This window comes from Micromonospora sp. NPDC005203 (assembly GCF_042872705.1).
In the GTDB taxonomy this organism is placed as follows: domain Bacteria; phylum Actinomycetota; class Actinomycetes; order Mycobacteriales; family Micromonosporaceae; genus Micromonospora.
Window position 1 is genome coordinate 147,196 of sequence record NZ_JBIAKV010000014.1, and the last position, 21,334, is coordinate 168,529.

At 71.1% G+C, this 21,334-nt stretch carries 19 protein-coding genes, 3 tRNA genes and 1 pseudogene; 8 read left to right on the forward strand and 15 right to left on the reverse strand.

Annotated features, from left to right (window positions below):
• Window positions 1-213 precede the first annotated feature (213 nt).
• The 7 genes and pseudogenes from ACFYPM_RS26430 to ACFYPM_RS26460 all read right to left on the reverse strand — a co-directional run bounded on the left by ACFYPM_RS26430 (window position 214) and on the right by ACFYPM_RS26460 (window position 6,942).
• The gene (locus ACFYPM_RS26430; protein ID WP_387202177.1) at window positions 214-1,128 is read right to left on the reverse strand and encodes an alpha/beta fold hydrolase; all 915 of its coding nucleotides are present in this window, start codon (window positions 1,126-1,128) and stop codon (window positions 214-216) included.
• Complete coding sequence (locus ACFYPM_RS26435) at window positions 1,121-1,588, reverse strand: hypothetical protein (protein ID WP_387202180.1); 468 nt, start codon at window positions 1,586-1,588, stop codon at window positions 1,121-1,123. Before ACFYPM_RS26435 ends, ACFYPM_RS26430 begins: the two co-directional genes overlap by 8 nt.
• 303 nt (window positions 1,589-1,891) lie before the next feature.
• Window positions 1,892-2,092: pseudogene (locus ACFYPM_RS26440) on the reverse strand (kinase); the annotation flags it as partial.
• Entirely contained in the window at window positions 2,082-2,555 is a 474-nt protein-coding gene (locus ACFYPM_RS26445) for a hypothetical protein (protein ID WP_387202183.1), read from the reverse strand. The pseudogene ACFYPM_RS26440 and the gene ACFYPM_RS26445, both read right to left, overlap by 11 nt.
• Before the next feature lie 384 nt (window positions 2,556-2,939).
• Window positions 2,940-3,356 carry a hypothetical protein gene (locus ACFYPM_RS26450; protein ID WP_387202186.1) on the reverse strand — a complete coding sequence of 139 codons (417 nt, stop codon included), beginning with the start codon at window positions 3,354-3,356 and terminating at the stop codon, window positions 2,940-2,942.
• A gap of 370 nt (window positions 3,357-3,726) precedes the next feature.
• Window positions 3,727-3,802, reverse strand: a tRNA-Lys gene (locus ACFYPM_RS26455).
• Between the two features lie 155 nt (window positions 3,803-3,957).
• On the reverse strand, window positions 3,958-6,942 hold the full coding sequence (locus ACFYPM_RS26460; RefSeq protein WP_387202189.1) for a glycoside hydrolase family 3 C-terminal domain-containing protein: 2,985 nt from the start codon (window positions 6,940-6,942) through the stop codon (window positions 3,958-3,960).
• Between the two features lie 135 nt (window positions 6,943-7,077).
• Between ACFYPM_RS26460 and ACFYPM_RS26465 the strand changes: the two genes are divergently transcribed.
• Window positions 7,078-7,458, forward strand: coding sequence for a hypothetical protein (locus tag ACFYPM_RS26465; RefSeq protein ID WP_387202192.1), 381 nt, complete (start codon window positions 7,078-7,080; stop codon window positions 7,456-7,458).
• A gap of 23 nt (window positions 7,459-7,481) precedes the next feature.
• On the opposite strand, the gene ACFYPM_RS26470 is transcribed toward ACFYPM_RS26465, so the two are convergent.
• Window positions 7,482-7,557 (reverse strand) — tRNA-Lys (locus ACFYPM_RS26470).
• A gap of 188 nt (window positions 7,558-7,745) precedes the next feature.
• On the opposite strand from ACFYPM_RS26470, the gene ACFYPM_RS26475 reads away from it, so the two are divergent.
• The gene (locus ACFYPM_RS26475; protein ID WP_387202194.1) at window positions 7,746-9,017 is read left to right on the forward strand and encodes an Ig-like domain-containing protein; all 1,272 of its coding nucleotides are present in this window, start codon (window positions 7,746-7,748) and stop codon (window positions 9,015-9,017) included.
• A 251-nt stretch (window positions 9,018-9,268) separates the two neighbouring features.
• Window positions 9,269-10,558 (forward strand): Ig-like domain-containing protein, encoded by a 1,290-nt coding sequence (locus ACFYPM_RS26480; protein WP_387202269.1) that lies wholly within the window; start codon window positions 9,269-9,271, stop codon window positions 10,556-10,558.
• 294 nt (window positions 10,559-10,852) lie between these two features.
• Here the strand turns inward: ACFYPM_RS26480 and ACFYPM_RS26485 are convergent.
• Both ACFYPM_RS26485 and orn read right to left on the reverse strand, forming a co-directional pair.
• Window positions 10,853-10,925 (reverse strand) — tRNA-His (locus ACFYPM_RS26485).
• A gap of 106 nt (window positions 10,926-11,031) precedes the next feature.
• The gene (gene orn / locus ACFYPM_RS26490; protein ID WP_387202197.1) at window positions 11,032-11,628 is read right to left on the reverse strand and encodes an oligoribonuclease; all 597 of its coding nucleotides are present in this window, start codon (window positions 11,626-11,628) and stop codon (window positions 11,032-11,034) included.
• A gap of 66 nt (window positions 11,629-11,694) precedes the next feature.
• Here orn and ACFYPM_RS26495 point away from each other — a divergent pair, with 66 nt between their 5' ends.
• Window positions 11,695-12,984 carry a glycosyltransferase family 87 protein gene (locus ACFYPM_RS26495; protein ID WP_387202200.1) on the forward strand — a complete coding sequence of 430 codons (1,290 nt, stop codon included), beginning with the start codon at window positions 11,695-11,697 and terminating at the stop codon, window positions 12,982-12,984.
• Between the two features lie 35 nt (window positions 12,985-13,019).
• Here ACFYPM_RS26495 and ACFYPM_RS26500 read toward each other — a convergent pair whose 3' ends face one another.
• The 3 genes from ACFYPM_RS26500 to ACFYPM_RS26510 form a co-directional block, all read right to left on the reverse strand.
• Window positions 13,020-13,955: a hypothetical protein gene (locus ACFYPM_RS26500; protein WP_387202203.1), complete on the reverse strand. Its 936-nt coding sequence runs from the start codon at window positions 13,953-13,955 to the stop codon at window positions 13,020-13,022.
• A gap of 152 nt (window positions 13,956-14,107) precedes the next feature.
• Window positions 14,108-14,845 (reverse strand): YcnI family protein, encoded by a 738-nt coding sequence (locus ACFYPM_RS26505; protein ID WP_387202206.1) that lies wholly within the window; start codon window positions 14,843-14,845, stop codon window positions 14,108-14,110.
• Window positions 14,846-14,862: 17 nt separating this feature from the next.
• Entirely contained in the window at window positions 14,863-16,527 is a 1,665-nt protein-coding gene (locus ACFYPM_RS26510; protein WP_387202209.1) for a copper resistance CopC/CopD family protein, read from the reverse strand.
• 202 nt (window positions 16,528-16,729) lie between these two features.
• Between ACFYPM_RS26510 and ACFYPM_RS26515 the strand changes: the two genes are divergently transcribed.
• From ACFYPM_RS26515 to ACFYPM_RS26530, 4 genes are read left to right on the forward strand one after another with little or no spacing between them, the layout of a single operon-like run.
• A complete protein-coding gene (locus ACFYPM_RS26515) occupies window positions 16,730-17,320 on the forward strand; it encodes a sigma-70 family RNA polymerase sigma factor (RefSeq protein ID WP_387202212.1) in 591 nt (196 codons plus the stop codon).
• A 33-nt stretch (window positions 17,321-17,353) separates the two neighbouring features.
• Window positions 17,354-17,878, forward strand: coding sequence for a MauE/DoxX family redox-associated membrane protein (locus ACFYPM_RS26520; RefSeq protein WP_387202215.1), 525 nt, complete (start codon window positions 17,354-17,356; stop codon window positions 17,876-17,878).
• On the forward strand, window positions 17,871-18,587 hold the full coding sequence (locus tag ACFYPM_RS26525) for a DsbA family protein (RefSeq protein ID WP_387202218.1): 717 nt from the start codon (window positions 17,871-17,873) through the stop codon (window positions 18,585-18,587). The genes ACFYPM_RS26520 and ACFYPM_RS26525 overlap by 8 nt, the downstream gene beginning before the upstream one ends.
• Window positions 18,584-19,660, forward strand: a complete 1,077-nt coding sequence (locus ACFYPM_RS26530) for a hypothetical protein (RefSeq protein WP_387202221.1) — start codon at window positions 18,584-18,586, stop codon at window positions 19,658-19,660. The genes ACFYPM_RS26525 and ACFYPM_RS26530 overlap by 4 nt, the downstream gene beginning before the upstream one ends.
• Before the next feature lie 138 nt (window positions 19,661-19,798).
• Here the strand turns inward: ACFYPM_RS26530 and ACFYPM_RS26535 are convergent, their stop codons facing one another.
• A complete protein-coding gene (locus ACFYPM_RS26535; RefSeq protein ID WP_357250888.1) occupies window positions 19,799-20,557 on the reverse strand; it encodes an ABC transporter ATP-binding protein in 759 nt (252 codons plus the stop codon).
• Window positions 20,554-21,324 (reverse strand): cobalt ECF transporter T component CbiQ, encoded by a 771-nt coding sequence (gene cbiQ, locus ACFYPM_RS26540; protein WP_387202224.1) that lies wholly within the window; start codon window positions 21,322-21,324, stop codon window positions 20,554-20,556. The genes ACFYPM_RS26535 and cbiQ overlap by 4 nt, the downstream gene beginning before the upstream one ends.
• Window positions 21,325-21,334: the final 10 nt, after the last annotated feature.

Here is a 21,334-nt window from a genome sequence, read left to right on the forward strand (position 1 = left end):
GTTGCCCGACCGCACTCTTTTTCCAATCGCTACGAAGCTCTCCCCCGGACTGTATGTCGAACGTGTGACGACTGCAACAGTCAATTAAGAGTGGTCAATGCGCAAAGGTGCTCGTACCGGGCAGAACACCCGACCTCCGCCCCACGCCCTACTGGCATCGTCCGATGAATCCGCGCCCCTGCGGCCTCCCGGACGACGGCCGAGTCTGCCGGCTCAGCCGTGAGCTGCCGCGTGCAGGAAGTCGCTGACGATGGTGGCGAGCTCCGCCGGGCGTTCGGCGACCATCGCGTGGCTGGCGCCGGCCAACGGCAGCACCCGCAGGTGTGGGCCATCCACAGTGGCGAGCCGTTCCAGGGTGGCCCGACGGTAGGCCACGTACACCTCGTGGAACGGTTCCTGCTCGGGTAGGTCCTCGGTGGCGAGGACGAGCAGCAGGGGGCACCGGGCATCCCGGTAGGCGGGGACCAGGTCGAGGGACTCCATCGCCTCCCGCAACTGTCCGGTCACCGTCGGATCGGGGCGCAGCCGGTAACGGCCGTCGTCGCACGGCACGAGGTTCCGTTCGAAGGCGGCCACCCAGTCCGCCGGATCGGCGCCGTACCGCAGGGCCATCGCCCGCTGCCCGGCCAGCGCCGCGGCCAACTGTTCGGCGGCGAGTGGCTCGGCAAGCATCGCGGCCATCCCGTCGAAGACAGCCCGCAGCTTGGCGAGCGCCGGCGCCGCCTGCCCCGGGTCCATCCCGGCAAGGTGCTCCGGGCGGCTCGGCGGAGGATTTCCGTCCAGGCTGACGACACCGGGGCACTCCGGGTGACGCTGCGCCCAGAGGGCGGCCAGCATCCCACCGAGGGAAACCCCGACCACCGCGGGGCGGTCGAGACCGAGGCCATCGGCGACGGCGGCCAGGTCGTCCAGCACCTCGTCCCACCGCCACGGGCCGTCGCCGGACCGGCCGTGGCCGCGCAGGTCGACGCTGACCACCCGGTACGCCTGCCGCAACTCCTCGGCCAGCGTCGTCAGCTGGGCAAGGTTGCCACCCGCACCGTGCAGTAGCAACAGCGAGGGTCCCGGTCCACCGAAGTCGCGGTAGGCGATCGGCACGCCGCCTGAGCTGAGGAGGGAATCAAGCATGTCGGGTTCCTTCCCGGAGTAGTCGGTCGCGGACGGCGGCGGACCGCACACCGCCCTCGGGATGGCGGGCGAGCTTGCCGCGGGCGGCCAGGTCGTGGACTCCCTGGCGGGTGATGCCGAGCATGGCGCCGGCCACCGCGTACGACACCGATTCGGCGGTGGGGTGGCCCACCCGTCGCGCGACGACCTGGCCGAGCGGGGTGCGCCACCAGTCGAGGGGCGGATGGAACGGGGCATCGCCGGGATAGAGCGTCGAGATCGCCCGGACGATGACGCCGTAGGCGGCCTGCTCGTCACCACCGACCATGGTGGCGGCCCAGGAGTGTGCCCGGTCCTTCACGACGGCCCGCAGCGAGTCGATCGCCGGGTCACCGTCGACCAGGATCTCCAACGGGTCGAGCAGCCGAACATCGATCAACCTGATGAGCTGTACGACAAGGTCCTCATTCGCTGATGACACCTCGACCTCCCATTCGCTTGACATCAATCGTCAAGCGCTTGACGGGTCATGTCAAGCGTAGGGTGGTTGCCGTCCCGAATGCCGGCCAACGTGGTGATCCATCGACCTCGACCCTGCCCAGCGCGCCGGCTCAGACGGCGTCCGGCGACCCCGACCGCAGGCAGCCAGGCCGCAGGCGCACACGGCCAAGCAGGCTGAACTAATCCCTCAGCCAAGCGAGGTGGTTACGCCCTGTCGGCTGAGGCCGTGCTCGAGCGGGCGCGGCAGGGCGAGCTCCTTGCCGCCGCAGTCGACGGGCTGTCTGGCCACTCGAGTCGGCGAACGCCGCGCCGCAACGGCCACACCGCTAGCCGGGCTGAGCTGCTCTACGGGCACGATGCGGCGCAGGTAGTCCTGTTCGACCAGGGCGCAGCCCCGACCGTGCCGGCGTCGTAACTCACGGGCGATGCTGCTCTTGCCGGAGCCGAAAATCGTGTCCGGGCTGCCAATGGGTTCAGCGAGCACAGGGTCCCACTGTCTCAGTTGTCGCGGAGGGTGTGGTTGGCCCGCCCCCACAGGTGCTCGAAGAGCCGCACGAGAAAGCGATCAGCCGTGGCTCGTGCAGGACGGCGGCGCCGACCTGACCCTCGTGCCCAGCGGGGATGATCGCCACCTCGTCGTCGAAGACCACCACGCGGCCCGCTTTCAGTCCCTCCGCGTCGGGCAGCGTGGGGTGGGCGGCGACCGCGGTGTGCCGCACCCGGCTCGGGGATTGCCACGACTTCCGGGGTAAGGCGAGGGTCCGATCAGGACAATTGATCAGCATTCCAATGTGGGACTGATTCCCCCGAATGACATCGGCGATCCCCAGAGAGGAGGCGCAGGCGCTGTCGGGCGAGGTGGACAGTTGGGCCTGCACATCCACGGTGGCCACCGTGGGGGAAATCGACATGATGCCGAGGAGGCCGACCGAGATAAACTTCCGCACCTTGTTTCCCCGATCGCGTGTCGTCGCTCATTCTTTGGACTAATCCCGGCGACGCCTCCGGTCATGAATCCAATAGAGCGCACGCACGCAGGCGAGGAAAGGTCATCGAGGTGTCTGTTCGGGGCCTGACCGTTCCCGGCCAGGTGCGGCGGACATGGTGGGGCCCGGCCCGGGTACCGCGAAAGGCTGCGCCGGACCGGGCCGATACGGCCCCCGGCAGAGATCGGCAGTGGTGCGGGATCCCGACTGCACGGGGCAGCTCCTGACCTCGCCGTAGCGCTCGGCGCCAGCGGCGTTTCCGCTTTCGGACAGGGCCGGCCCCGGTAGACGACGAATGCCGGCACCCCCCGGCGGGGGGGTGCCGGCATGTCGACGGGTGCGTGGTCAGGCGGCGAGCAGGGCGATGCCCAGGGTCGCCACCCCGACGGCGAGCAACGCCGCGCCCACGTAGAGCACCAGGATGAACCGGTTGGGGGTGGTGCGGTCACGCCCGGCCGAGGCGGCGAAGAAGCCGGCCGACATCACCGCCGCGGACGAGGGGATGCAGATCCGGGCTATCCAGCCGGCAGCACCGTCGACATTGCCGAGGTCGGCCAGCACGAGGCAGATCAGGCTCAATGTCACGAGCACACCGGCATGGCCGTGGCCGGCGCGGGCGAAGGATTTCTGGAACGGGGTCATCTCCACCGCGCCGCGCGCGATCCGGGTCATGAGTATTCCACCCATCTCGATGGTGACGATGGTCAGGAGCGCGGCCCCGGCGATAATGCGGCTGGCGTCGGTGAGGAGAATGGTGTCCATTGAAGAGGAGTCCGCCTTTCCATGTGAGATTGTGGACAACCTTAGCGGGGAACCGGACGCAGCAGAACCGCCGCGCACCAGCACCGCCGCGCGGCCAGCAGCCCGGTGAGCAGCAGTCGGGTGGGCGCCACCACGAGCTCCGCGAGGCATCGGCTCGACGCGGCGCGGCACTGTCCATACTCCACCTGCTTTCGGGCTGTACCAGCCCGGACCGCTCGACCTGTCCGGTTTCGCGGTGCCGCCGGGTCTTCGTGGGGGACGGCCGCGGCACCGACGAACCCGCGGTCCGGCCCTCGCGACCGACCAGGCAAGCCGACGTACCAAAAAGGCCCCGGACCGACGTTGAACACCAGTTCAGGGCCATGCTCGTTGGTGCGCCGCCAGGGACTCGAACCCCGAACCCGCGGATTAAGAGTCCGCTGCTCTGCCAGTTGAGCTAGCGGCGCTCGTTCGGCAACGGGATGAGACGTTAACACCGCGACGGGCCGGCCGGCCCGGCAACCCCCGGCCCATGCGCCACTGACGGCGACCAGCTCCGAGCCGAAGGCCCGGAGCGTGCCGACCCGGGCCGGGACAACGATCGTCCCGGCCCGGGTGCCGGTCACCTGAGGGAGAACTCGGCCAGCCGTAGCGGGGAGTCGAACACCAGGTACACGTCGTGAGTGCCGGCGGCGCGGGCCAACTCGGCGCTGACGTTGACGTACCGGTAGTCGTCGCCGGTGCTGGGCACGGTGGCCGTGCCGAGCAGCCGGCCGGTGGGCGAGCCCAGGCGAACCTGGATCGTGCCGGCGTCCGCGCCGGCCCGGGCGACCTTGGCCGTGAGGGTGTGGGCGCCCGGACGCAGGGCGGAACCGGCGAACGAGATCCACTGGCCCGGCGCGGTGGCGCCGACGGCCGTGCCCTGGGCCTTCGTCTCGTCGACCAGCCGGACCCCCGCGTACCCGTCGAAGTTCTCCGCCCGGGTCGGCCGGGACAGGTCCCGGGCCGGGACCGTCTCACCGCGCACCCGCACCGCGGTGCGGGCCCGGATGTCCTCGGCGGACGCCCCCACCATGAGGTCGTAGGTGGACGATTCGACCACCCACCGGCTGCGGGTGACGTCCCAGTGCGCCAGGTCGGCGGCGGGCAGCCGCAGCGTCACGGTCCGGGTCTGCCCGGGGGACAGTTCCACCCGCTGGAATGCCCTGAGCTGACGGATCGGGGTCTTGACCCGCGAGGCGCGCTGGTGGGTGTAGAGCTGGACCACCTCGGACCCGGCCTGGCTGCCGGTGTTTGTCACGTCGACGCTCACCGTGATGGTGCCGTCGGCTGCGACCGGCCGGTCGCCGGTACGCGCCTGGCCGTAGCGGAACCGGGAGTACGACAGCCCGTGGCCGAACGGGTAGAGCGGCTTCGCGGTGCTGTACAGGTAGGTCTGCCCGGACGAGATGATGTCGTACTCCAGCAGGTCCGGTGGCAGTTGCCCGTCCGAGCGGTACCAGGTCTGGGTGAGCCGGCCGGACGGGTTGCGGTCGCCGAACAGGACGTCGGCCACGGCGTGCCCGGTCTCGGCGCCCGCGTGGGTGGTCCACACGATCGCCGGGACGTGCTCCTGCTCCCAGTTCAGGGTGACCGGGTAGCTGGTCTGGAGCACCAGAACCGTACGCGGGTTGGCCCTGACGACGGCCTTGACCAGTGCCTCCTGGCCGGCGCTCAGGGCCGTGGAGGTGCGGTCGTGCGCCTCGCGTCCGTTGATGAACGGGTTGCTGCCCACGACCAGTACGGCGGTGTCGGCCGTCCTGGCCGCCGCCACCGCCCGGTCGATTCCGCTGCTGATCACCTCGCGGCTGAAGTGGGTCGCCGCGGCGGGGGTGGATGCGCCGAGCTTGAGCGCGCCGTCGTCGCCGACCGTGACGTACTTCTCGGGGGCGAACCAGCTCTCCTTGGTCTCGTAGCCGACGTAGCGCAGCACCACGGTGCCGTCGTCCTGCGGCTCCAGCTTGAACTGCTGCTGGACGTACCAGCCGTTCGGCTGCTCGTCGCGGGTGATGAACGGCCCCCAGTTGTAGCCGAGGTATCGGCCGTTCGCGGCGTTGCGCAGCGTCACCACGTCCTGACCCCAGTCCACCACGTCGAACTGTGCTTCGGGCGTCGCCGTGGCACCGGTGGCGGCGACCGGGTCGGCGTCGGTGGTGCCGGTGGCCGTGACGTACCTGCCGGTCGCCGCGTCCTTCAGGGCGATCCGGTCCGCCCCGTCGAGCCCGCTGACACTCGCGGAGTTACCCAGCCGCTCGCGGATCCCGTCGAGCGCGGTCACCTGGTACGGCAGGTCGCCGCCGTACCAGTCGGTATAGAGGGTGTCGGCCAGCGGACCGAGCACGGCCACCTTGCGGGTGCGGGCCGGATCCAGCGGAAGTGCCTGCCGGGAGTTCTTCAGCAGCACCATCGCCTCGCCGGCCGCCTGTCGGGCCAGCCGTTGGTGTTTCGGACTGTTGATGACGTCCGGGGTGATGCCGCCGTAACGGCCACCGCCCGGGTCGAACTCTCCCAACCGGAACCGCACGTTCAGGATCTCCCGGATCCGCGCGTCGATGTCGGCCTCGCTCAGCAGGCCGGTCGCGAGGGCCTGCTTGATGGCTGTCACCGTCGGTTGGGCGTTCGTGTCGTCGGTGATGAAGCTGTTGAGGCCGGCCTTGACGATCGCGGCGTTCGCCTCGGGCTGGGTGGCGTAGTAGCCCTGGGAGGCGACGAGGTTGTTCGGCGCCCAGGCGTCGGTGACGTTCATCAGCGGCTGGTCCGTCCAGCCGCGGACCACGGTGGCCAGGTCCGGATCGACGGTGGCGGGCCGTCCGTTGATCAGGTTGTACGCGGCCATCACGCCGGTCGCCGCGTCGGCGGCGATGGCTGGCTGGAACGCGGCGCGTTCGTACTCGTTGAGCACCCGAGGCGGCACGTTCGACGAGGTCACGTCGCGCCGGATCTCGTTGTTGTAGGCCAGGTAGTGCTTCAGGGTCGGGGCGCTCTTCAGGTGGTCCGGGTCGCCGCCGGTCATCCCCGAGCCGTAGGCGGTGGACATCTCGGCGGTGAGCAGCGGGTCCTCGGAGTAGCCCTCCTCGTTGCGGCCCCAGCGGGGGTCACGCAGCAGGTTGACCACCGGCGCCCAGAGGTTGAGACCCCACACCCGGGGGTTCTGCGCGTGATGGCCGCGCGCCTCGTCGCCGACGGCGGAGCCGACCCGGTTGATCAGGTCGGTGTTCCAGGTGCTCGCCATGCCCACCGGCTGCGGGAATGTCGTGCCGCGGGCCTTGACGACAGCGCCGTTGTTGTCGATGTCGGTCGACCAGGCCACCCCGTGCAGGGCCTCGGTGCCGGTCTTGAACAGGCCGATGTCCAGCCGGGGAACGGCTGGCTGGTACTGGTGCAGCCAGGAGATCTTCTCGTCCAGGGTGAGCCGGCCGAGCAGGTCGTCGACCCGGGCCTGCACCGGCAGGTGTGGGTCGCGGAACGGGTAGGTAGGTTCGGCGAGGGCGGTGCCGGGAACGGCCGGTAGAGCCAGTAGGACGAGCGCGAGCACGGCGATCCCGCGCCGAAGGCGCTTGTTCCTCATTTGCTTCTCCTCAGGTCGTACGACAGACGCCCAGCGGACGCCCCGACCGGCGTGGCCAGGCTCGACACCCGGCTGACGGGCCTGAACGACGGATCGTCGAAGCGCTTCGACGAACCGGCCGCAACCACCACGGCCATGATTGTCGTGATCCGCGCAACTATAGATGTCCGCCGATGGGCGGGCAACCGCGCGTCTCCGCCGCCGCTCCGTCGCACAGCGCGCCGCACCACCGGCGGGGCGGTCCGCGGATGGCACTCGTTCCAGGCGGCCGCGCTGACGACTCTCGGAAAGGCGTACCTCGACGTCGACCCGGGCGCTGCCCGCCCGGCCTTCGTCGACGCCCAGGCGCTCTGGGCCCAACTCGGCAACACCGACATGGTCGCCGAGCTGGGCCTGCTGGCCGACACCGCGAGCGGACCCGGCGAACCGGAGCCGCGCCCGGACGCTTGTGTGTCCGAGCACGCGTGCTGGTGCGGAGTTTCGGCAGACATACAACAAGGCCCTGACCCAGGATGAACCCCGGTCAGGGCCTTGCTCGTTGGTGCGCCGCCAGGGACTCGAACCCCGAACCCGCGGATTAAGAGTCCGCTGCTCTGCCAGTTGAGCTAGCGGCGCTCATTCGGCAACGGAGAAAACATTAGCACCCGCCCGAGCCGGGCTCCAATCCGGTTACCCGGCTCCCCCCTTCGGTCGAGCTTTGCGGGCAAAAAGCCACAAACCGGCCGGTGTGCTCGGGACGGGGGCGTGGGTTGGGGCGGTGATGCGGCACGATGTCCGCCAGGTACGCGAGAACAGAGGTGGGGATGACACGGTTCACGCGAGCCGGGGCGGTGGTGGGCGCTCTGACTCTGGTGGCGTCGCTGGCACTGACCGGGTGCGGCGACAAGCAGAAGACGCCGACATTCGTCGGTGGAGCGGCGGCGGACGCGAGCGCCGCACCTGGCTCGTCCGCGCCCTCGACACCAGCCACGCCGGGCGCGCCAGACGCGCCGACGCTCACGCTGAGCCCGGCCAACGGCGCGAACAACCGGCCGGTGAGCACCGAGATCAGCGCGAAGCTACCGGACGGCGGGAAGGTTTCCGCGGTCACTCTGACCGCGGACGGCGGGGGCGCGGTGGAGGGCAAGCTGCGCACCGACGGCTCCGCCTGGGTGCCGTCCGCCCCGCTGAAGTTCGGCACCCGATACACCGCCACGGTGACGGCGAACGCGGCCGACGGCACGAGCAGCCAGGGCACCAGCAGCTTCACCACGATGGCCAAGCCGAAGTCGACAATCGGATCCGGCCTGTACCTCTTCGATGACAAGAGCTACGGGGTGGCCATGCCGGTGGTCGCCGAGTTCCACCCGGGCATCCCGAAGAAGGACCGGGCGGCGGTGCAGAAGCGGATGTTCGTCCGCACCGATCCGCCGCAGCCCGGGGCCTGGCACTGGATCGACAACGGCGAGCAGGCCTACTACCGCGCCCCGGAGTACTGGAAGACCGGCACCACCCTCACGGTGCGGATCGCCCTGGCCGGGATCCCGCTGAGCAACGGCAGATACGGCGACATGGACCGTAAGGCCACCGCCAAGATCGGCCGGTCGTTCCAGATGAAGGTCGACAACGCCAGCAAGAAGATGACTGTGTACGAGAACGGCGCGCTGGTGCGCACCATTCCGGTGAGCCTGGGCAAGAAGAGCACGCCGTCCTCCAGCGGCACGATGGTCGTGATGGAGAAGAAGGAGGCCACGACCTTCGACACCCGCGACGATCCGGACCCGGCCAACCGCTACGTCACCGACATCCAGTTCGCCCAGCGGCTCACCTGGGGCGGCGAGTACATCCACGCCGCGCCCTGGTCGGAGCACGTGCAGGGGCGGCAGAACGTCTCGCACGGCTGCGTGAACGTGTCGACGGTGAACGCCCGGTGGCTGTTCGAGAAGACGCGGATCGGCGACCCGATCACGGTGAAGGGCACCGAGCGCAAGATCGGCGCCGGCAACGGCTGGACGGCGTGGAGCCTGGGCTGGTCTGCGTTCATCAAGGGCAGCGCGCTGCCCGTACCCAGTGGTGGGGCCGGCCCTCTGCTCTGAGCGTTGTCGGTCCTCTCGCGCCGGCCCTGCCATTGGCGGGGCCGGCGCGTACTCTTGCACTCCGGCGAGGCGACGATGCCGCGGCGACCCCACCGGCCCCGCACGGAAATGAGCTACGCTCGCGAAACGCCGGATAGTAGCAAAAAACCGGCAGAATAATCGGCGTGTTTCGGTTCACCCTCGGCAACCCGGGCCGGCTCTGGCGCGTCAGTAGGAGACGATGGGGCAGCGACCACGACTGTGAGGGAATCATGCGAGCTAGCCAGGATCAGCTGATCAGGCACCGTGGGCGACGTCGCGTGTTCGCGGCGGGTTTCCTCGCCGTGGCGTTGGCCTGCACCGCCGCCTGCACCAGCGGCGACGGCGGCAAGCCGTCCTCGTGGCAGGGGGGTGGCGAGACCCCGGCACCGAAGGCCGCGGCGACGATCAGCGAGCCGGCGGCCGACGCCAAGGACGTGCCGGCCTCGACCGGCGTCACCTTCACCACGAAGGACGCCGTGGAGACCGCCGTCGACATCAAGGACGCGGCCGGCAAGGCGGTCGAGGGCACGGTAGCCGCGGATGGCAAGACGTGGCAGCCGGCCGGCGCCCTGGCGTACGGCACGAGCTACACGGCGACCGTGACCGCCACCGGCGACGATGGCCGTCCGGCCACCGCGACCAGCACCTTCACCACCATGGCCAAGCCCGGCAATCAGGTACGCGTGAGCAGCTTCCTCGGCGACAACCAGGTGGTCGGCGTCGCCATGCCGCTGATCGTCAAGTTCAGCCGGGCCATTCCGGAGGACTACCGCGACGACGTCCAGCGCCGGATGACGGTGACCTCGACCCCGGCCCAGGAGGGCGTCTGGCACTGGGTCAGCCCCACCGAGGTCCGGTACCGGCCGAAGGAGTTCTGGAAGGCCAACAGCAAGGTCTCCTACCGGGTGCAGGCTGGCGGCCTGCCGATGGGTGAGGGCTGGTACGGCCGCGCCGACCTCGCGGTGGACGTCAAGATCGGCCCTTCGCTGATCATGACGGTGGACAACAAGACCAAGCGGATGACGGTGACCCGCGACGGCGCTGTCATCAAGACCATTCCGGTCAGCCTGGGCAAGAAGAGCACCCCGTCGTCGAGCGGCACCATGGTGGTGATCGAGAAGCTGCGCAAGACGGTCTTCGACACGATGGAGGAGTTGGGCCCGGTGGAGGGTTACCGCACCAACATCGACTTCGCGCAGCGTCTCACCTGGGGCGGGGAGTTCATCCACGCGGCGCCCTGGTCCGAGGGTCAGCAGGGCAGCGTGAACGTCTCGCACGGCTGTGTGAACGTGTCGATGGCCAACGGCGGCTGGTTGTTCAGCAACACGAAGGTCGGCGACCCGATCACGGTCAAGGGCACCGAGCGCAAGCTGGACGGCGACAACGGCTGGACCGACTGGATCATGAGCTGGGACGAGTACGTCAAGGGCAGCGCCCTCCCGTACGAGCCGCCGGCCGACCCGGCCACCACCCCGGCCCCGGACGGCGCGGTCACCCCGTCGCCCACGCCGACCGCCTGACGCGCGGCACGCTGACCGTTCGCGCCAGATCAACTCGAGATTCAGGAAACCGGGGCATCCAGCTGAGCGGGATGCCCCGGTTTCCTGAAAGCCGAGTGGACCACCGGGCCTCGACCGCCGAGCCTCGACCACCGGGCCTCGACCACCGGGCCTCGACCACCGGGCCTCGACCGCCGAGCCTCGACCACCGGGCCTCGACCGCCGAGTGGGACCACCGGGCCTCGACAACAGCCAGGTCTCCGACAACGACTCAGGCCCCCTCCGAAGAGGGGGCCTGAGTCGCACAACCAACTGGGTGACTGAGGGGAATTGAACCCCCGACAACCGGGACCACAACCCGGTGCTCTGCCAACTGAGCTACAGCCACCATGCCGCCGTCGCCCGGTCGATCGCCCCGGGCGGGGTGCGGACCAATAATAGCCGCACCGCGGCCGGCCCCGTCCAGCGGGTATCCGGGGCCGCCCACGCGTAGGTCAGAGTTCGGCGGCGATTGACTTGGCGGTCTCGACGTCCGGGCCCGGCAGCGGGACGAAGAGCGTACGCCGGTAGTACTCCAACTCCCGGATGCTCTCCCGGACGTCGGCCAACGCCCGGTGCGCGAGGCCCTTCTGCGGCTGGCCGAAGTACACGCGCGGGTACCAGCGCCGGCACAGCTCCTTGATCGACGAGACGTCGATCATCCGGTAGTGCAGGTGGGCGTCGAGGCGGGGCATGTCGCGGGCGATGAAGCCCCGGTCGGTGGCGATCGAGTTGCCGCACAACGGAGCCGTCCGCGGATCTTTGACGAAGGTGCGGACGTAGTCCAGGACCAGGTCCTCCGCCTCGGTGAGGGTGACCGCCGAACGGCGGACCTCCTCGGTGAGACCGGACTTGGCGTGCATCGTCTGGACGATCTCCGGCATCCCCTCCAGCGCCACCTCGTCGGCGTGGATCACCACGTCGACCCCGTCACCCAGCACGTTGAGATCGGGATCGGTGACCAGTGCCGCAACCTCGATCAGTTTGTCCCTGCCAAGGTCCAGCCCGGTCATCTCACAGTCGATCCAGACAAGAAGATCAGCCACCGGCACAGCCTACGCGCAGCCCACGCCCCGCGGCTGCGCGCTCTCGGCGGACCAGACCGCTAGGGTTTCGGGGTGCCAGCCGATCCCGTAGCACCGCCCGCCGTCACGGACGACGACCCCGGCGGCCGTACGGTCCGTCGCCTGGTCACGGTGGTGGCCCTCATCGCCGTGCTGCCAGCGCTCTACCTGCCGGGCCTGAACCACAAATTCCTCGACCTCAAGATCTACATGTCGGCGGTCGACTGGTGGCGTGTCGGCCACCCGCTCTACGACTACGTCCAACCCGACCGGGTGCAGGGCGAGTTGTACTTCACCTACCCACCCTTCAGCGCGTTGCTGCTGTGGCCGTTCGGCCTGTTGCGGCTCGGTGCCACCGTGGCGATCTTCACGGTGCTCACCGTGCTGGCCGTGGTGTTGACCACCCGCTGGCTGGTGATGCCGGTCATCGCCCGGCACGACCTGCCCCGGGCGTTCACGCTGACCGTGGCCGTGCTGCTGGTGCTGGCCGTGGAGAGCACCCGCGAGACGATCACCTTCGGGCAGATCAACATGCTGCTGGTCGTGCTGATCCTGGCCGACCTGCTGTTCGCCGTACCGCAGGCGCGGCGTTGGGCCGGGGTCGGCGTGGGGCTGGCGACGGCACTCAAGCTCTTTCCCGGCATCTTCATCGTGTACCTGCTGGCCACCCGACGGTGGCGGGCCGCCGCGGTGGCGAGCGCTACCGCCGCGGCGGCGACCCTGCTCGCGGCGGCGATCGCTCCGGGCGACTCGTGGCGGTTCTGGACCCAGGAGCTGTGGGACAACGACCGGGTGGGACGCACCGACTACGTCGGCAACCAGTCGCTGTTCGGCCTGCTCAGCCGGTTCACCGCACCGGAGAAGCCGGACCGGTTGCTCTGGCTGCTGGTGGTCGCCGTGGTCGCCGCCTACGGCCTGTGGCGGGCCGCCCGCGCGGCTCGCGCCGGTGACCTGTTGACGGGCCTGACGTTGACCGGGTTGGTGGGTTCGCTGGTCAGCCCGATCACCTGGACCCACCACATCTACTGGTTCGTGCCGGCGGTGGTGCTGCTCGCGGACGCGGCGTTGGGTGCCCACCGCCCGGACGAGGCACGGAGGCGTCGGTGGTTGGCGGGGCTCGCGCTGGTCACCACCGCCGTGGTCGTCTACGGCGTGGTGACGTTCCAGGAATGGGGCGCGGGAGCGGTCCGTACGCACGACCCGGTGGATTTCGTGTTGCAGAACACCTACGTGCTGCTCAGCCTGCTGTTGCTGGCGACCCTGCCGGTGCGCCTGCGCCGCGTCCGACCCGCCGACCAACCGCAACCTCAGGAGAAATCGCACCAACTGGACAGATCTCCCTAGTAGCCGCCACTAGCGCTAATCTGGGCTCATCCACCTCAAGCGCCGCTCAGGTAGCACTGATCCCCCGGTGCGGGTGGCCCTCCGCGTCGGCAGCGCGGAGGGCCACCCGCCGTTTCGTCGACCGCCACCGGCCGGGTCGTGGCCTTCGCACCCGAACCGACCATGGTGAGCTGCCGGACAGCCGGAAACGGCGCGGCCGGCGCGGAATTCCGGGCACCCAGGCCACTCAGCGAGGTGACCCCGAGCCGGCCGGCGAGCACCGGGACCTGATCCGGCTCCACCACGAAGATGACCTCGCGTGGGCGCAACGGTCGCAGCAGGAGCAGCAGGGCGCACGCCACCAGCAAGACGCCGGCGGCCAGCAGACTCCAGGTGACCGGGCCGGTCCACCCCGCCCGCACCTCGGCGCGCAGGTCCAGTGCCAGGTCGGCGGCACCGTCGGGGCGCATCAACACCAGACTCATGGGCTCACCGGCCAGGTCGTCCGCGCTCCACTCCAGCGAGCCGACGCCCTGGCGTACCCAGGACGGCCGATCCGGCGGGCCGACCGGCACGACGGCGGCCGGATCGACCGGACCGCCCGCAGCGGGACCGGCCGGGTCCAGCCGAACCGGCAGCGGACCCTGGGCCAGCGCCACCCGACGGACCACGGCGTGCGGCACCGGCGCCAGCCAGGCACGCACCTCGGCGGTGGGGGCGAGCCCCACGAAGGACGGGCCACCCGAGGTGTTGGCGTCCAGGCGCAGCCGGGTCTGCCCGGTACGCGCGAACGGCGCCTCCCGGCGCAGCAGGCGGTCGAGGTCGGTGACCACGACCGCGTGACCGGGCGTGCGGAGCGTCTCGAAGCGGGCGGCGAAGGCCCCGTCGGGGTCGGCGTGTCGCGTCACCAACCACAACGCGCCACCGGCGAAAAGCGCCGGAATCCCCATGGCCACCAGCAGCACACCGACGATCGTCCGCACGAAACGCATTCGCACCGTCTCCCTCCGTAGCCAGATACCCGGCCGACCTTACCGACGCGGGCGCGGTGATCAGGGAATATCCACTGCACCGCACGGTCCGACCGCGGAAAGCGCGCTGGCCCGCCGGAGAGGTTCCGGCGGGCCAGCGGGTGGGACGGGGGTCAGACCTTGGCGACCGGCTCCCGCCGGCTCCGGGAGAACGCCAGCCCGCCCAGCACCAGACCAGCCAGCCCGGCGACGAGACCGGCCACACCGAGGCCGACCGCGAGCCCGTTGCCCTCGTCGTCATCGTCGTCGTCGGGCGACGACACGGCGGCGGCGCTCGGCGCCGGCGCACCTGCGGATGCCGCGGCAGCGGCCAGGGTGAGCACCGGCGCCGGGTGCTCCGGCTCCTCGGCACCCGGCGCCGGCGGGTCGATCCAGCGCGAGATCTCGCCGTCCGAGTAGGTCTGTAGGACCTTGAAGACCATCGAGTCGACCTTCGGCAGCGGCCCCAACGAGACGGGGAACTCCTGGAACTGGCCGGGCTTCACCGCCGCGTCACCGGTGGCCGTCCAAGTGATCTTGGAAATCGCCTCGGTGAGCTGGCTGCCGTGCACCTCGATCGGCGGGTCCACCTTGCGCTTCTCCGTCGCGACCGTCCAGCCGGGCACCGGCATGGTCGACACCGAGCCGACCGGGGCGTTCTCCGGCAGGGTCACCTCGAGCTTGGTGGTCGAGGCGGTGTCGCTCTCGTTGGGCACCCGGAACGCCAGCCGGGCGTACCCGCCCTGGACCGCCTCCTTCGGGTTGACCGTGACGTGCGCGGACACCGGTCCGGCGAAGCCGAGCACAGCGGTGGCGGCGGCGGTGAACGCCAGGGCGGCAGCGGCGGTTGCGGTACGCCGGAATCGGGTCATGGGTTTCGCGGACCTCTCTAACGGATCGGCACGGTGGCGGTCACCGTGGCCTGGTCGATGTCTGTCGTTCGGGCAGTGATCTTGATTTGCCAGTCACCGGACGCCGGCAGGCTGATGTCGCCGTAGGCGTGGCTGTCCGTCAACGGCAGCAGCGGGACGTCGATCGGTTCGATCCCGGCCGAGGGCAGCGCGGCGGTCGCCTTCCACTCCACCACCGGCAGCGGCTGGTCGTTCTTGTCGTAGGCGTACAGGTGCACCGAGTTGTTTCCCCGCTGGGCGGGGCTCACCTCGATCTGCATGTCGTAGAGCGAGCTGGACAGCTTGGTGCTGAAGAGGCCGGCCTCGGTGCTGGACGGCCCGGCCACGGCGGTGCGGGCGGGCGTGGTCTGCACGAGCGTGGCGGACAGGCTCAGCACCACCACGGTGACGGCCAACTCCACCCAGACCGCACGGCGGACCGGCACCGGGCGCTGCGCGGCGATGCGCCGACGCACCAACTGCCGGGAGTACGCGGCCACGGCGATCACCACCGCGAACAGCGCGATCTTGGCGAGCAGCAGCCGCCCGTACGAGGTGTCGAACAGCGCCTGCAGGGTGCCCACCTCGATCAGCGCCTGAACGGTGCCGGCGAGCAGCAGCGCCGAGACGGCGAGCGCCGCCCACCGTGACCAGATGGGCAGGATCGCGCCCAGCTCCCGCTCGTCGGCCTGGCGCAGCAGGAACGCGGCGAGCATCAGCAGACCACCCAGCCAGATCGCCATGCTGCCCAGGTGGACCGCGTCGACGACCACGGAGACCGCCGGCGCCGGGGAGGCCGCCGGGTGCCCGGCCAGCGGCCAGGTCAGCAGGGCGGCGCCGCCGAGCACGGCCAGGATGATCGCGTCGGCGCGCCCGACCGGCCGGGTCAGCAGCGGCCGGAGCAGGAAGACGGAGGCCGCCAGCAGGCCGAGTCGGACCAGGTGGGCGGTGCCGAAGGTGCTGCCGAACACACTGCCGAACCCCTCGCCGGTCACGTCGAAGAGGCCACCGCCGGCCGTGTAGGGCACCTGCAACCACAGGTCGGCGAGGGTGGCGACGGCCACCAGGCCGAGGCCGGTCCAGGCCAGCCGCGCCGGCCCCCGCCGGGAGAGCCGTCGCGGCCACAGCGCGGCGAGCACCAGCGCCGGCCCGACCAGCAGCACCAGACCGGTGTAGCCGAGGAAACGAGCCACCTTCACCGCCGTACCCACGACCGGGTTGGCGCGGCTGTCCGTGCCGGAGTCGACGGGTGGTGTCGAGGGCGCGCCGACCGAGTAGGTGAACGCCCCGGACACCGGGTGACTGTCGGCGGAGATCACCCGGAAGCTGAGCAGGTAGGTACCGCGCCCGCCGGCCGGGTCCACCGGAATGCGCACCTCGCCGCCGTCGAAGGACGGCTCACCCCGGTCGGCGCGGGACCCGTCCGGGGCGATGACCCTGATCTTGCCGGGAACCTTGCGGACCGACTCACTGAACCGGAGGACCACCTCGGACGGCGCGCTCGGCACGACGGAGGAGGCGGCCGGGCTGGTGCTCTCCAGCACCGCGTGGGCGCTGGCCGGGGTGGCTGGCGCGATCAACAGGGCGACGACGGTGACCAGCAGGCCGGCGGCGGCAGCCAGCCGGGTGATCCAGCGGCGGGGGGCGACAGTCATGCCAGCCATGGTCGCCGACCGGTGTGGATCTCGGCGAGCCGAGTCGGGCAGAGGGCTCAACTCTGCTCAGCCGCCCGTGCCGCGCGGGAGGGATCGCGTGTCATGAGGAGGTAGTCGGCTCCGGTGGGGGAAAAGTTCCCGACGTGGTGCAGACCATCCAGGAGTCGAAGGACCGTGACGCCGCCTCGGGTGCCGCGTAACCTGGTTTGTCGTGATCCCCGTCCCGCGTGACACCGGTGCCGCCGGTCCGGCAGAGCCGGCCGGTGCCGTCGCCCGGGACCCGGCGACCGAGTGGGCGCTCAGCGCGCGCGATGGTGACCCGAGCGCCCAGGCGGCGTTCGTCCGGCTGACCCAGACCGAGGTCTGGCGGTTCGCCGCCGCCCTGGTCGACCCGGACAGCGCCGACGACCTGACTCAGGAGACCTACCTGCGGGCGTTTCGGGCGCTGCCCGCGTTCGAGGGCCGTTCCAGCGTCCGCACCTGGCTGCTCGGCATCGCCCGACGGGCCTGCGCCGACCACCTGCGCACGGTGGTCCGCCGCCGCCGACTCGACGAGCGGTTGGCCGCGAACGCGTACACCGACCGCCCGCACCCGGACCCGGCCGGCCAGTTCGGCGCGGCGGACCTGGTCCGCCGGCTCAGCGCCGAGCGGCGCGCCGCGTTCGTGCTCACCCAGGTGCTCGGCCTGTCGTACGCCGAGGCGGCCGAAGTCGTTGGGGTGCCGGTGGGCACCATCCGATCCCGGGTCGCCCGGGCCCGCGACGAGCTGGTCGAGGCGGTCGGCGACGCCCTGACCGGCTGAGCGGGGAACTTCCGGCGCAGACGGGACGACACAATGAGCGTGACTGCACCCTCCCCCCGGCTCGACCGTTGGCCGGTCGCCCGGCCCTGGCTCGCCACGGCGGCACGGCTCGGCCTCGCCGCCGTCTGGCTCATCGCCGGCGCGTCGAAGGTCGGTGACCTGGCCGCCTCCGGGCGAGCTGTCAACGCGTACCAGGTGCTGCCGTACGACGTGGCGACCGTGGTCGGCGCGGCCCTGCCCTTCGTCGAGTTGGCGCTGGGCGTGCTGTTGCTGCTCGGGCTGGCCACCCGGCTCGCCGCCGGGGTGTCGGCCGCGCTGCTGGTGGTCTTCATCGCGGGGATCGCCTCGGCCTGGGCACGTGGGCTGGCCATCGACTGCGGCTGCTTCGGCAGCGGCGGGCAGTTGGGCGAGGGGCAGGCACCCAGTTACCTCCCGGAGATCCTGCGGGACCTGGGATTCTTGGTACTGGCCGGATTTCTGCTGGTCTGGCCGCGTACGCCGGTATCGGTGGACGGGTGGTTGTCCGGCGAACCCGCTGTGGAGGACGAGGATGAGTAGTCGCAAGGGAAAGCGGGACGCCGCCCGGGTGGTCCGCGAGCAACTCGCCCGCGAGCGACGGCGTCGCCGCACGGTCTGGGTGTCCGCCGCGGCGGTCGTCGTCCTGGTCATCGCCGGTGTCGTCGGCTGGACCGTCTGGACCAACCAGCGTTCCGACTCCTTCACCACCCCACCCGGCGCGAACGCGGCCGGCACCGGCATCGTCACCGGTGGCGGGCCGGTCACCGTCGACGTCTACGAGGACTTCCTCTGCCCGGTCTGCAAGCAGTTCGAGCAGGCCACCGGGGCGACGCTCGAGCAGTTGGTGGCCGACAACAAGGCGAAGGTGGTCTACCACCCGGTGGCGTTCCTCAACCGCTTCTCCACCACCGACTACTCCACCCGGTCCTCGGCCGCCTCCGGCTGCGCCGCGGCAGGAGGCAAGTTCCGGGAGTACGCCAAGGCGCTCTTCGACAGGCAGCCGCCGGAGGGCAGCGCCGGCCTCCCCGACGACCAACTCATCGACATCGGCACCGGCGTGGGCCTCGATCGGGGCTCGTTCGGCGGCTGCGTCAAGGACAAGACGTACAAGACCTGGACCGACCACGTCACCGACGAGGCCGGCCGGAGCAAGGTCACCGGCACGCCGACGGTCATGGTCAACGGCCAGCCGCTCACCAACCCCACCCCGGACAGCCTCACCGCGGCCGTGGCGGCGGCCGGCAAGTGATCCGTACCCTGCTGGCCCGCGTCGGCCTGGTCGCCACCGCCGCCGGCGTGGCGACCCTGCTCACCGCGGCGCCCGCCGCCGCGCACGGCGCGGACGCCCCCGACGGCACCGACTACCGCACCCGGACCACCGGGGTCACGCCACAGCGGCCAGGGCTGGAGGTACGCGTCGTCGAGGCGGGCGCCCGACTGGAGTTGACCAACGACACCGGTCGGGCCGTCGAGGTCGTCGGCTACTCCGGTGAGCCGTACCTGCGGATCACCCCGGACGGGGTCTTCGAGAACAGCCGCTCCCCCGCCACCTACCTGAACCGCACCATCGCCGGGGACACCGCGCTCCCGGCCGACGCCGACCCGGCCGCCCAGCCAACCTGGCGGCGGGTCGCCGACGGGACCACCGCGCGCTGGCACGACCAGCGCGCGCTGTGGCAGGAGTCGGCACCACCGGCGGCGGTACGCGCGGCACCGGACCGGGAGCACCGGGTCCGGGACTGGACGATCCCCCTACGGGACGGCGCCGACCAGGTGACGATCGGCGGGACGGTGGACTGGGTGCCGCCACCGGACGCGTACACCTGGTGGGCGGTGACGATCGTCGGGCTGCTCGCGGTGGGCGCGCTCGGCCTGCTCGCCGCCGCCTCGCCCGCCGGCGCCCGCGCGTTGTCCGCGGTGGGCACGTTGCTGGTCGTGGGCGGCGTGGTGGCCGTCGCGTACCCGTTGGGGCGGGAACTGGACGCGGGCGCCCAGGGTGTGGGCGGGGTGACGCTCGGGCTGCTGTCCGGGCAGATCTGGTCGCTGCTCACCGGCCTCGGCGCGATCGCCGCCGGCTGCTACGCGCTGGCCCGCCGCCCGGCCGCCGACTTCGCGGTGGCGCTGGCCGGGGCCTGCCTGGCGCTCTTCGCCGGCGCGGCGAACGCCGCCGTGTTCGCCCGATCCATCGCCCCGGTGCCCTGGCCACCCGAGATCGCCCGGGTGATGGTCGCGCTGGTGTTGATCACCGGCACCGGGGCGACAGCCGCAGGCGTCCTCCGCCTCCACGCGGCCGCCAGCACCCCAACCCCAGCCCGCACCTGACCCAGCCCCCGCCCCCGTCCCTCCTGCCCCCTGCCCCCTGCCCCCTGCCCCACCGGCCCGTGTTGATCATGAGGTTACTGCCCTCCCCCCGGCGTGTCGGGAGCAATAACCTCATGATCAACGAGGGTGGGGTGGAAGTTACCGGGGTGGGGTGAAGCCGTAGGGAAGTTCGAGGCGGTGGCGGGCCAGCAGAGCCGAGTCGGTCAGCAGGTCCAGGGTGGGGGCGTCGGCGACGATCCGGCCACCGTCCAGGATCACCGAGCGGTCGCACAGCTCCGCCGCGTACGGCAGATCGTGCGTGACCATCAGCAGGGTCACCGGCAGGTCGCGCAGGATCTCGGCCAGCTCACGCCGGGCCGCCGGGTCCAGGTTCGACGACGGCTCGTCGAGTACCAGGATCTCCGGGTGCATGGCGAGCACGGTCGCCACCGCCACCCGGCGGCGCTGCCCGAAGGAAAGATGCTGCGGGGACCGGTCGCGGTGCGCGCCCATCCCCACCGCGGCGAGCGCCTCGTCCACCCGGGCGGCCAACTCCGCCCCGCGCAGACCCAGGTTCGCCGGCCCGAATGCCACGTCCTCGGCCACCGTGGGCAGGAACAACTGGTCGTCCGGGTCCTGGAAGACGATGCCCACCCGGCGACGCACCTCGGCCAGGGTGGCCCGGTCCGGCGTGACCGTCAGCCCGCCGACACTCACGCTGCCCTCGGTCGGGACGAGGATTCCGTTGAGATGCAGCACCAGCGTGGTCTTGCCGGCGCCGTTGGGCCCGAGCAGCGCCACCCGGTCGCCGCGCGGGACGCTCAGGTCCACGCCGTGCAGGGCGACGTGCCCATCCGGGTACGCGTACCGAACGCCACGAACGTCAAGCGAGACAGCGGTCTGCACGACACCGATCATGACAGCAGGACGGCAGTGGCGGCGATGGAGGCGGCCAACACCGGCACCGTCGACGCGACGAGCCACTGACCCATGCTCGCGGCACCGTCGCCCTGCCACACGGCGGGCATCCGCCCGGTGTAACCACGCGACAGCATCGCCAGATAGACCCGCTCGCCGCGCTCGAAGGCGCGCAGGAACAACGCCCCGATCCCGGCGGCGAAGCCGCGCAGCTGCCACAGGAAACGCGGGTCGTCGCCCCGGGAGATCCGGGCCACCCGCATCCGCCGCGCCTCGCCGACCAGCACGTCGAGGTAGCGCAGCATGAACGTGGCGATCTGGGTGAGCACCTGCGGGCAACGCAGCCGGTCCAACCCCACGATCAGGTCCCGGGTGGTGGTGGTCGCGGCGAGCAGCAGCGAGGCGAGCACGCCCAGGGTGCCCTTGGCCAGGATGTTCCACGCGCCGTGCAGCCCGTCCTCGGACAGCCGCAGGCCCAGCACCTCGACCCGTTCGCCGGTGCCGAGGAACGGCAGCGCCACGGCGAACAGCACGAACGGCAGCTCGATCAGCGCCCGGCTGAGCAGCCACCGCGGCCCCACCCGGGCCAGCGCCGCGACCGCCACCACCAACAGTGCGTACGCGCCGAAGGCCCAGAACGCCGTGCGTGGGGTGGCCACCACGGCGATCGTGAAGACCACCATCGCCACGATCTTGACTTCGGGCGGGAGCCGGTGCACCGGCGAGTCCGACTCGCGGTACAGCACATGCCCGTGACCGGCACCCATCCTGCGTACC

What these genes read in the sequence shown, in the direction of transcription:
- ACFYPM_RS26535 (WP_357250888.1), bottom strand. Translation starts at nt 20,557, where the DNA reads ATGATCGGTGTCGTGCAGACCGCTGTCTCGCTTGACGTTCGTGGCGTT.
- ACFYPM_RS26505 (WP_387202206.1), bottom strand. Translation starts at nt 14,845, where the DNA reads ATGACCCGATTCCGGCGTACCGCAACCGCCGCTGCCGCCCTGGCGTTC.
- ACFYPM_RS26475 (WP_387202194.1), top strand. Translation starts at nt 7,746, where the DNA reads ATGACACGGTTCACGCGAGCCGGGGCGGTGGTGGGCGCTCTGACTCTG.
- cbiQ (WP_387202224.1), bottom strand. Translation starts at nt 21,324, where the DNA reads ATGGGTGCCGGTCACGGGCATGTGCTGTACCGCGAGTCGGACTCGCCG.
- ACFYPM_RS26460 (WP_387202189.1), bottom strand. Translation starts at nt 6,942, where the DNA reads ATGAGGAACAAGCGCCTTCGGCGCGGGATCGCCGTGCTCGCGCTCGTC.
- ACFYPM_RS26520 (WP_387202215.1), top strand. Translation starts at nt 17,354, where the DNA reads ATGAGCGTGACTGCACCCTCCCCCCGGCTCGACCGTTGGCCGGTCGCC.
- ACFYPM_RS26525 (WP_387202218.1), top strand. Translation starts at nt 17,871, where the DNA reads ATGAGTAGTCGCAAGGGAAAGCGGGACGCCGCCCGGGTGGTCCGCGAG.
- ACFYPM_RS26510 (WP_387202209.1), bottom strand. Translation starts at nt 16,527, where the DNA reads ATGGCTGGCATGACTGTCGCCCCCCGCCGCTGGATCACCCGGCTGGCT.
- ACFYPM_RS26450 (WP_387202186.1), bottom strand. Translation starts at nt 3,356, where the DNA reads ATGGACACCATTCTCCTCACCGACGCCAGCCGCATTATCGCCGGGGCC.
- ACFYPM_RS26480 (WP_387202269.1), top strand. Translation starts at nt 9,269, where the DNA reads ATGCGAGCTAGCCAGGATCAGCTGATCAGGCACCGTGGGCGACGTCGC.
- ACFYPM_RS26500 (WP_387202203.1), bottom strand. Translation starts at nt 13,955, where the DNA reads ATGCGTTTCGTGCGGACGATCGTCGGTGTGCTGCTGGTGGCCATGGGG.
- ACFYPM_RS26465 (WP_387202192.1), top strand. Translation starts at nt 7,078, where the DNA reads ATGATTGTCGTGATCCGCGCAACTATAGATGTCCGCCGATGGGCGGGC.
- ACFYPM_RS26430 (WP_387202177.1), bottom strand. Translation starts at nt 1,128, where the DNA reads ATGCTTGATTCCCTCCTCAGCTCAGGCGGCGTGCCGATCGCCTACCGC.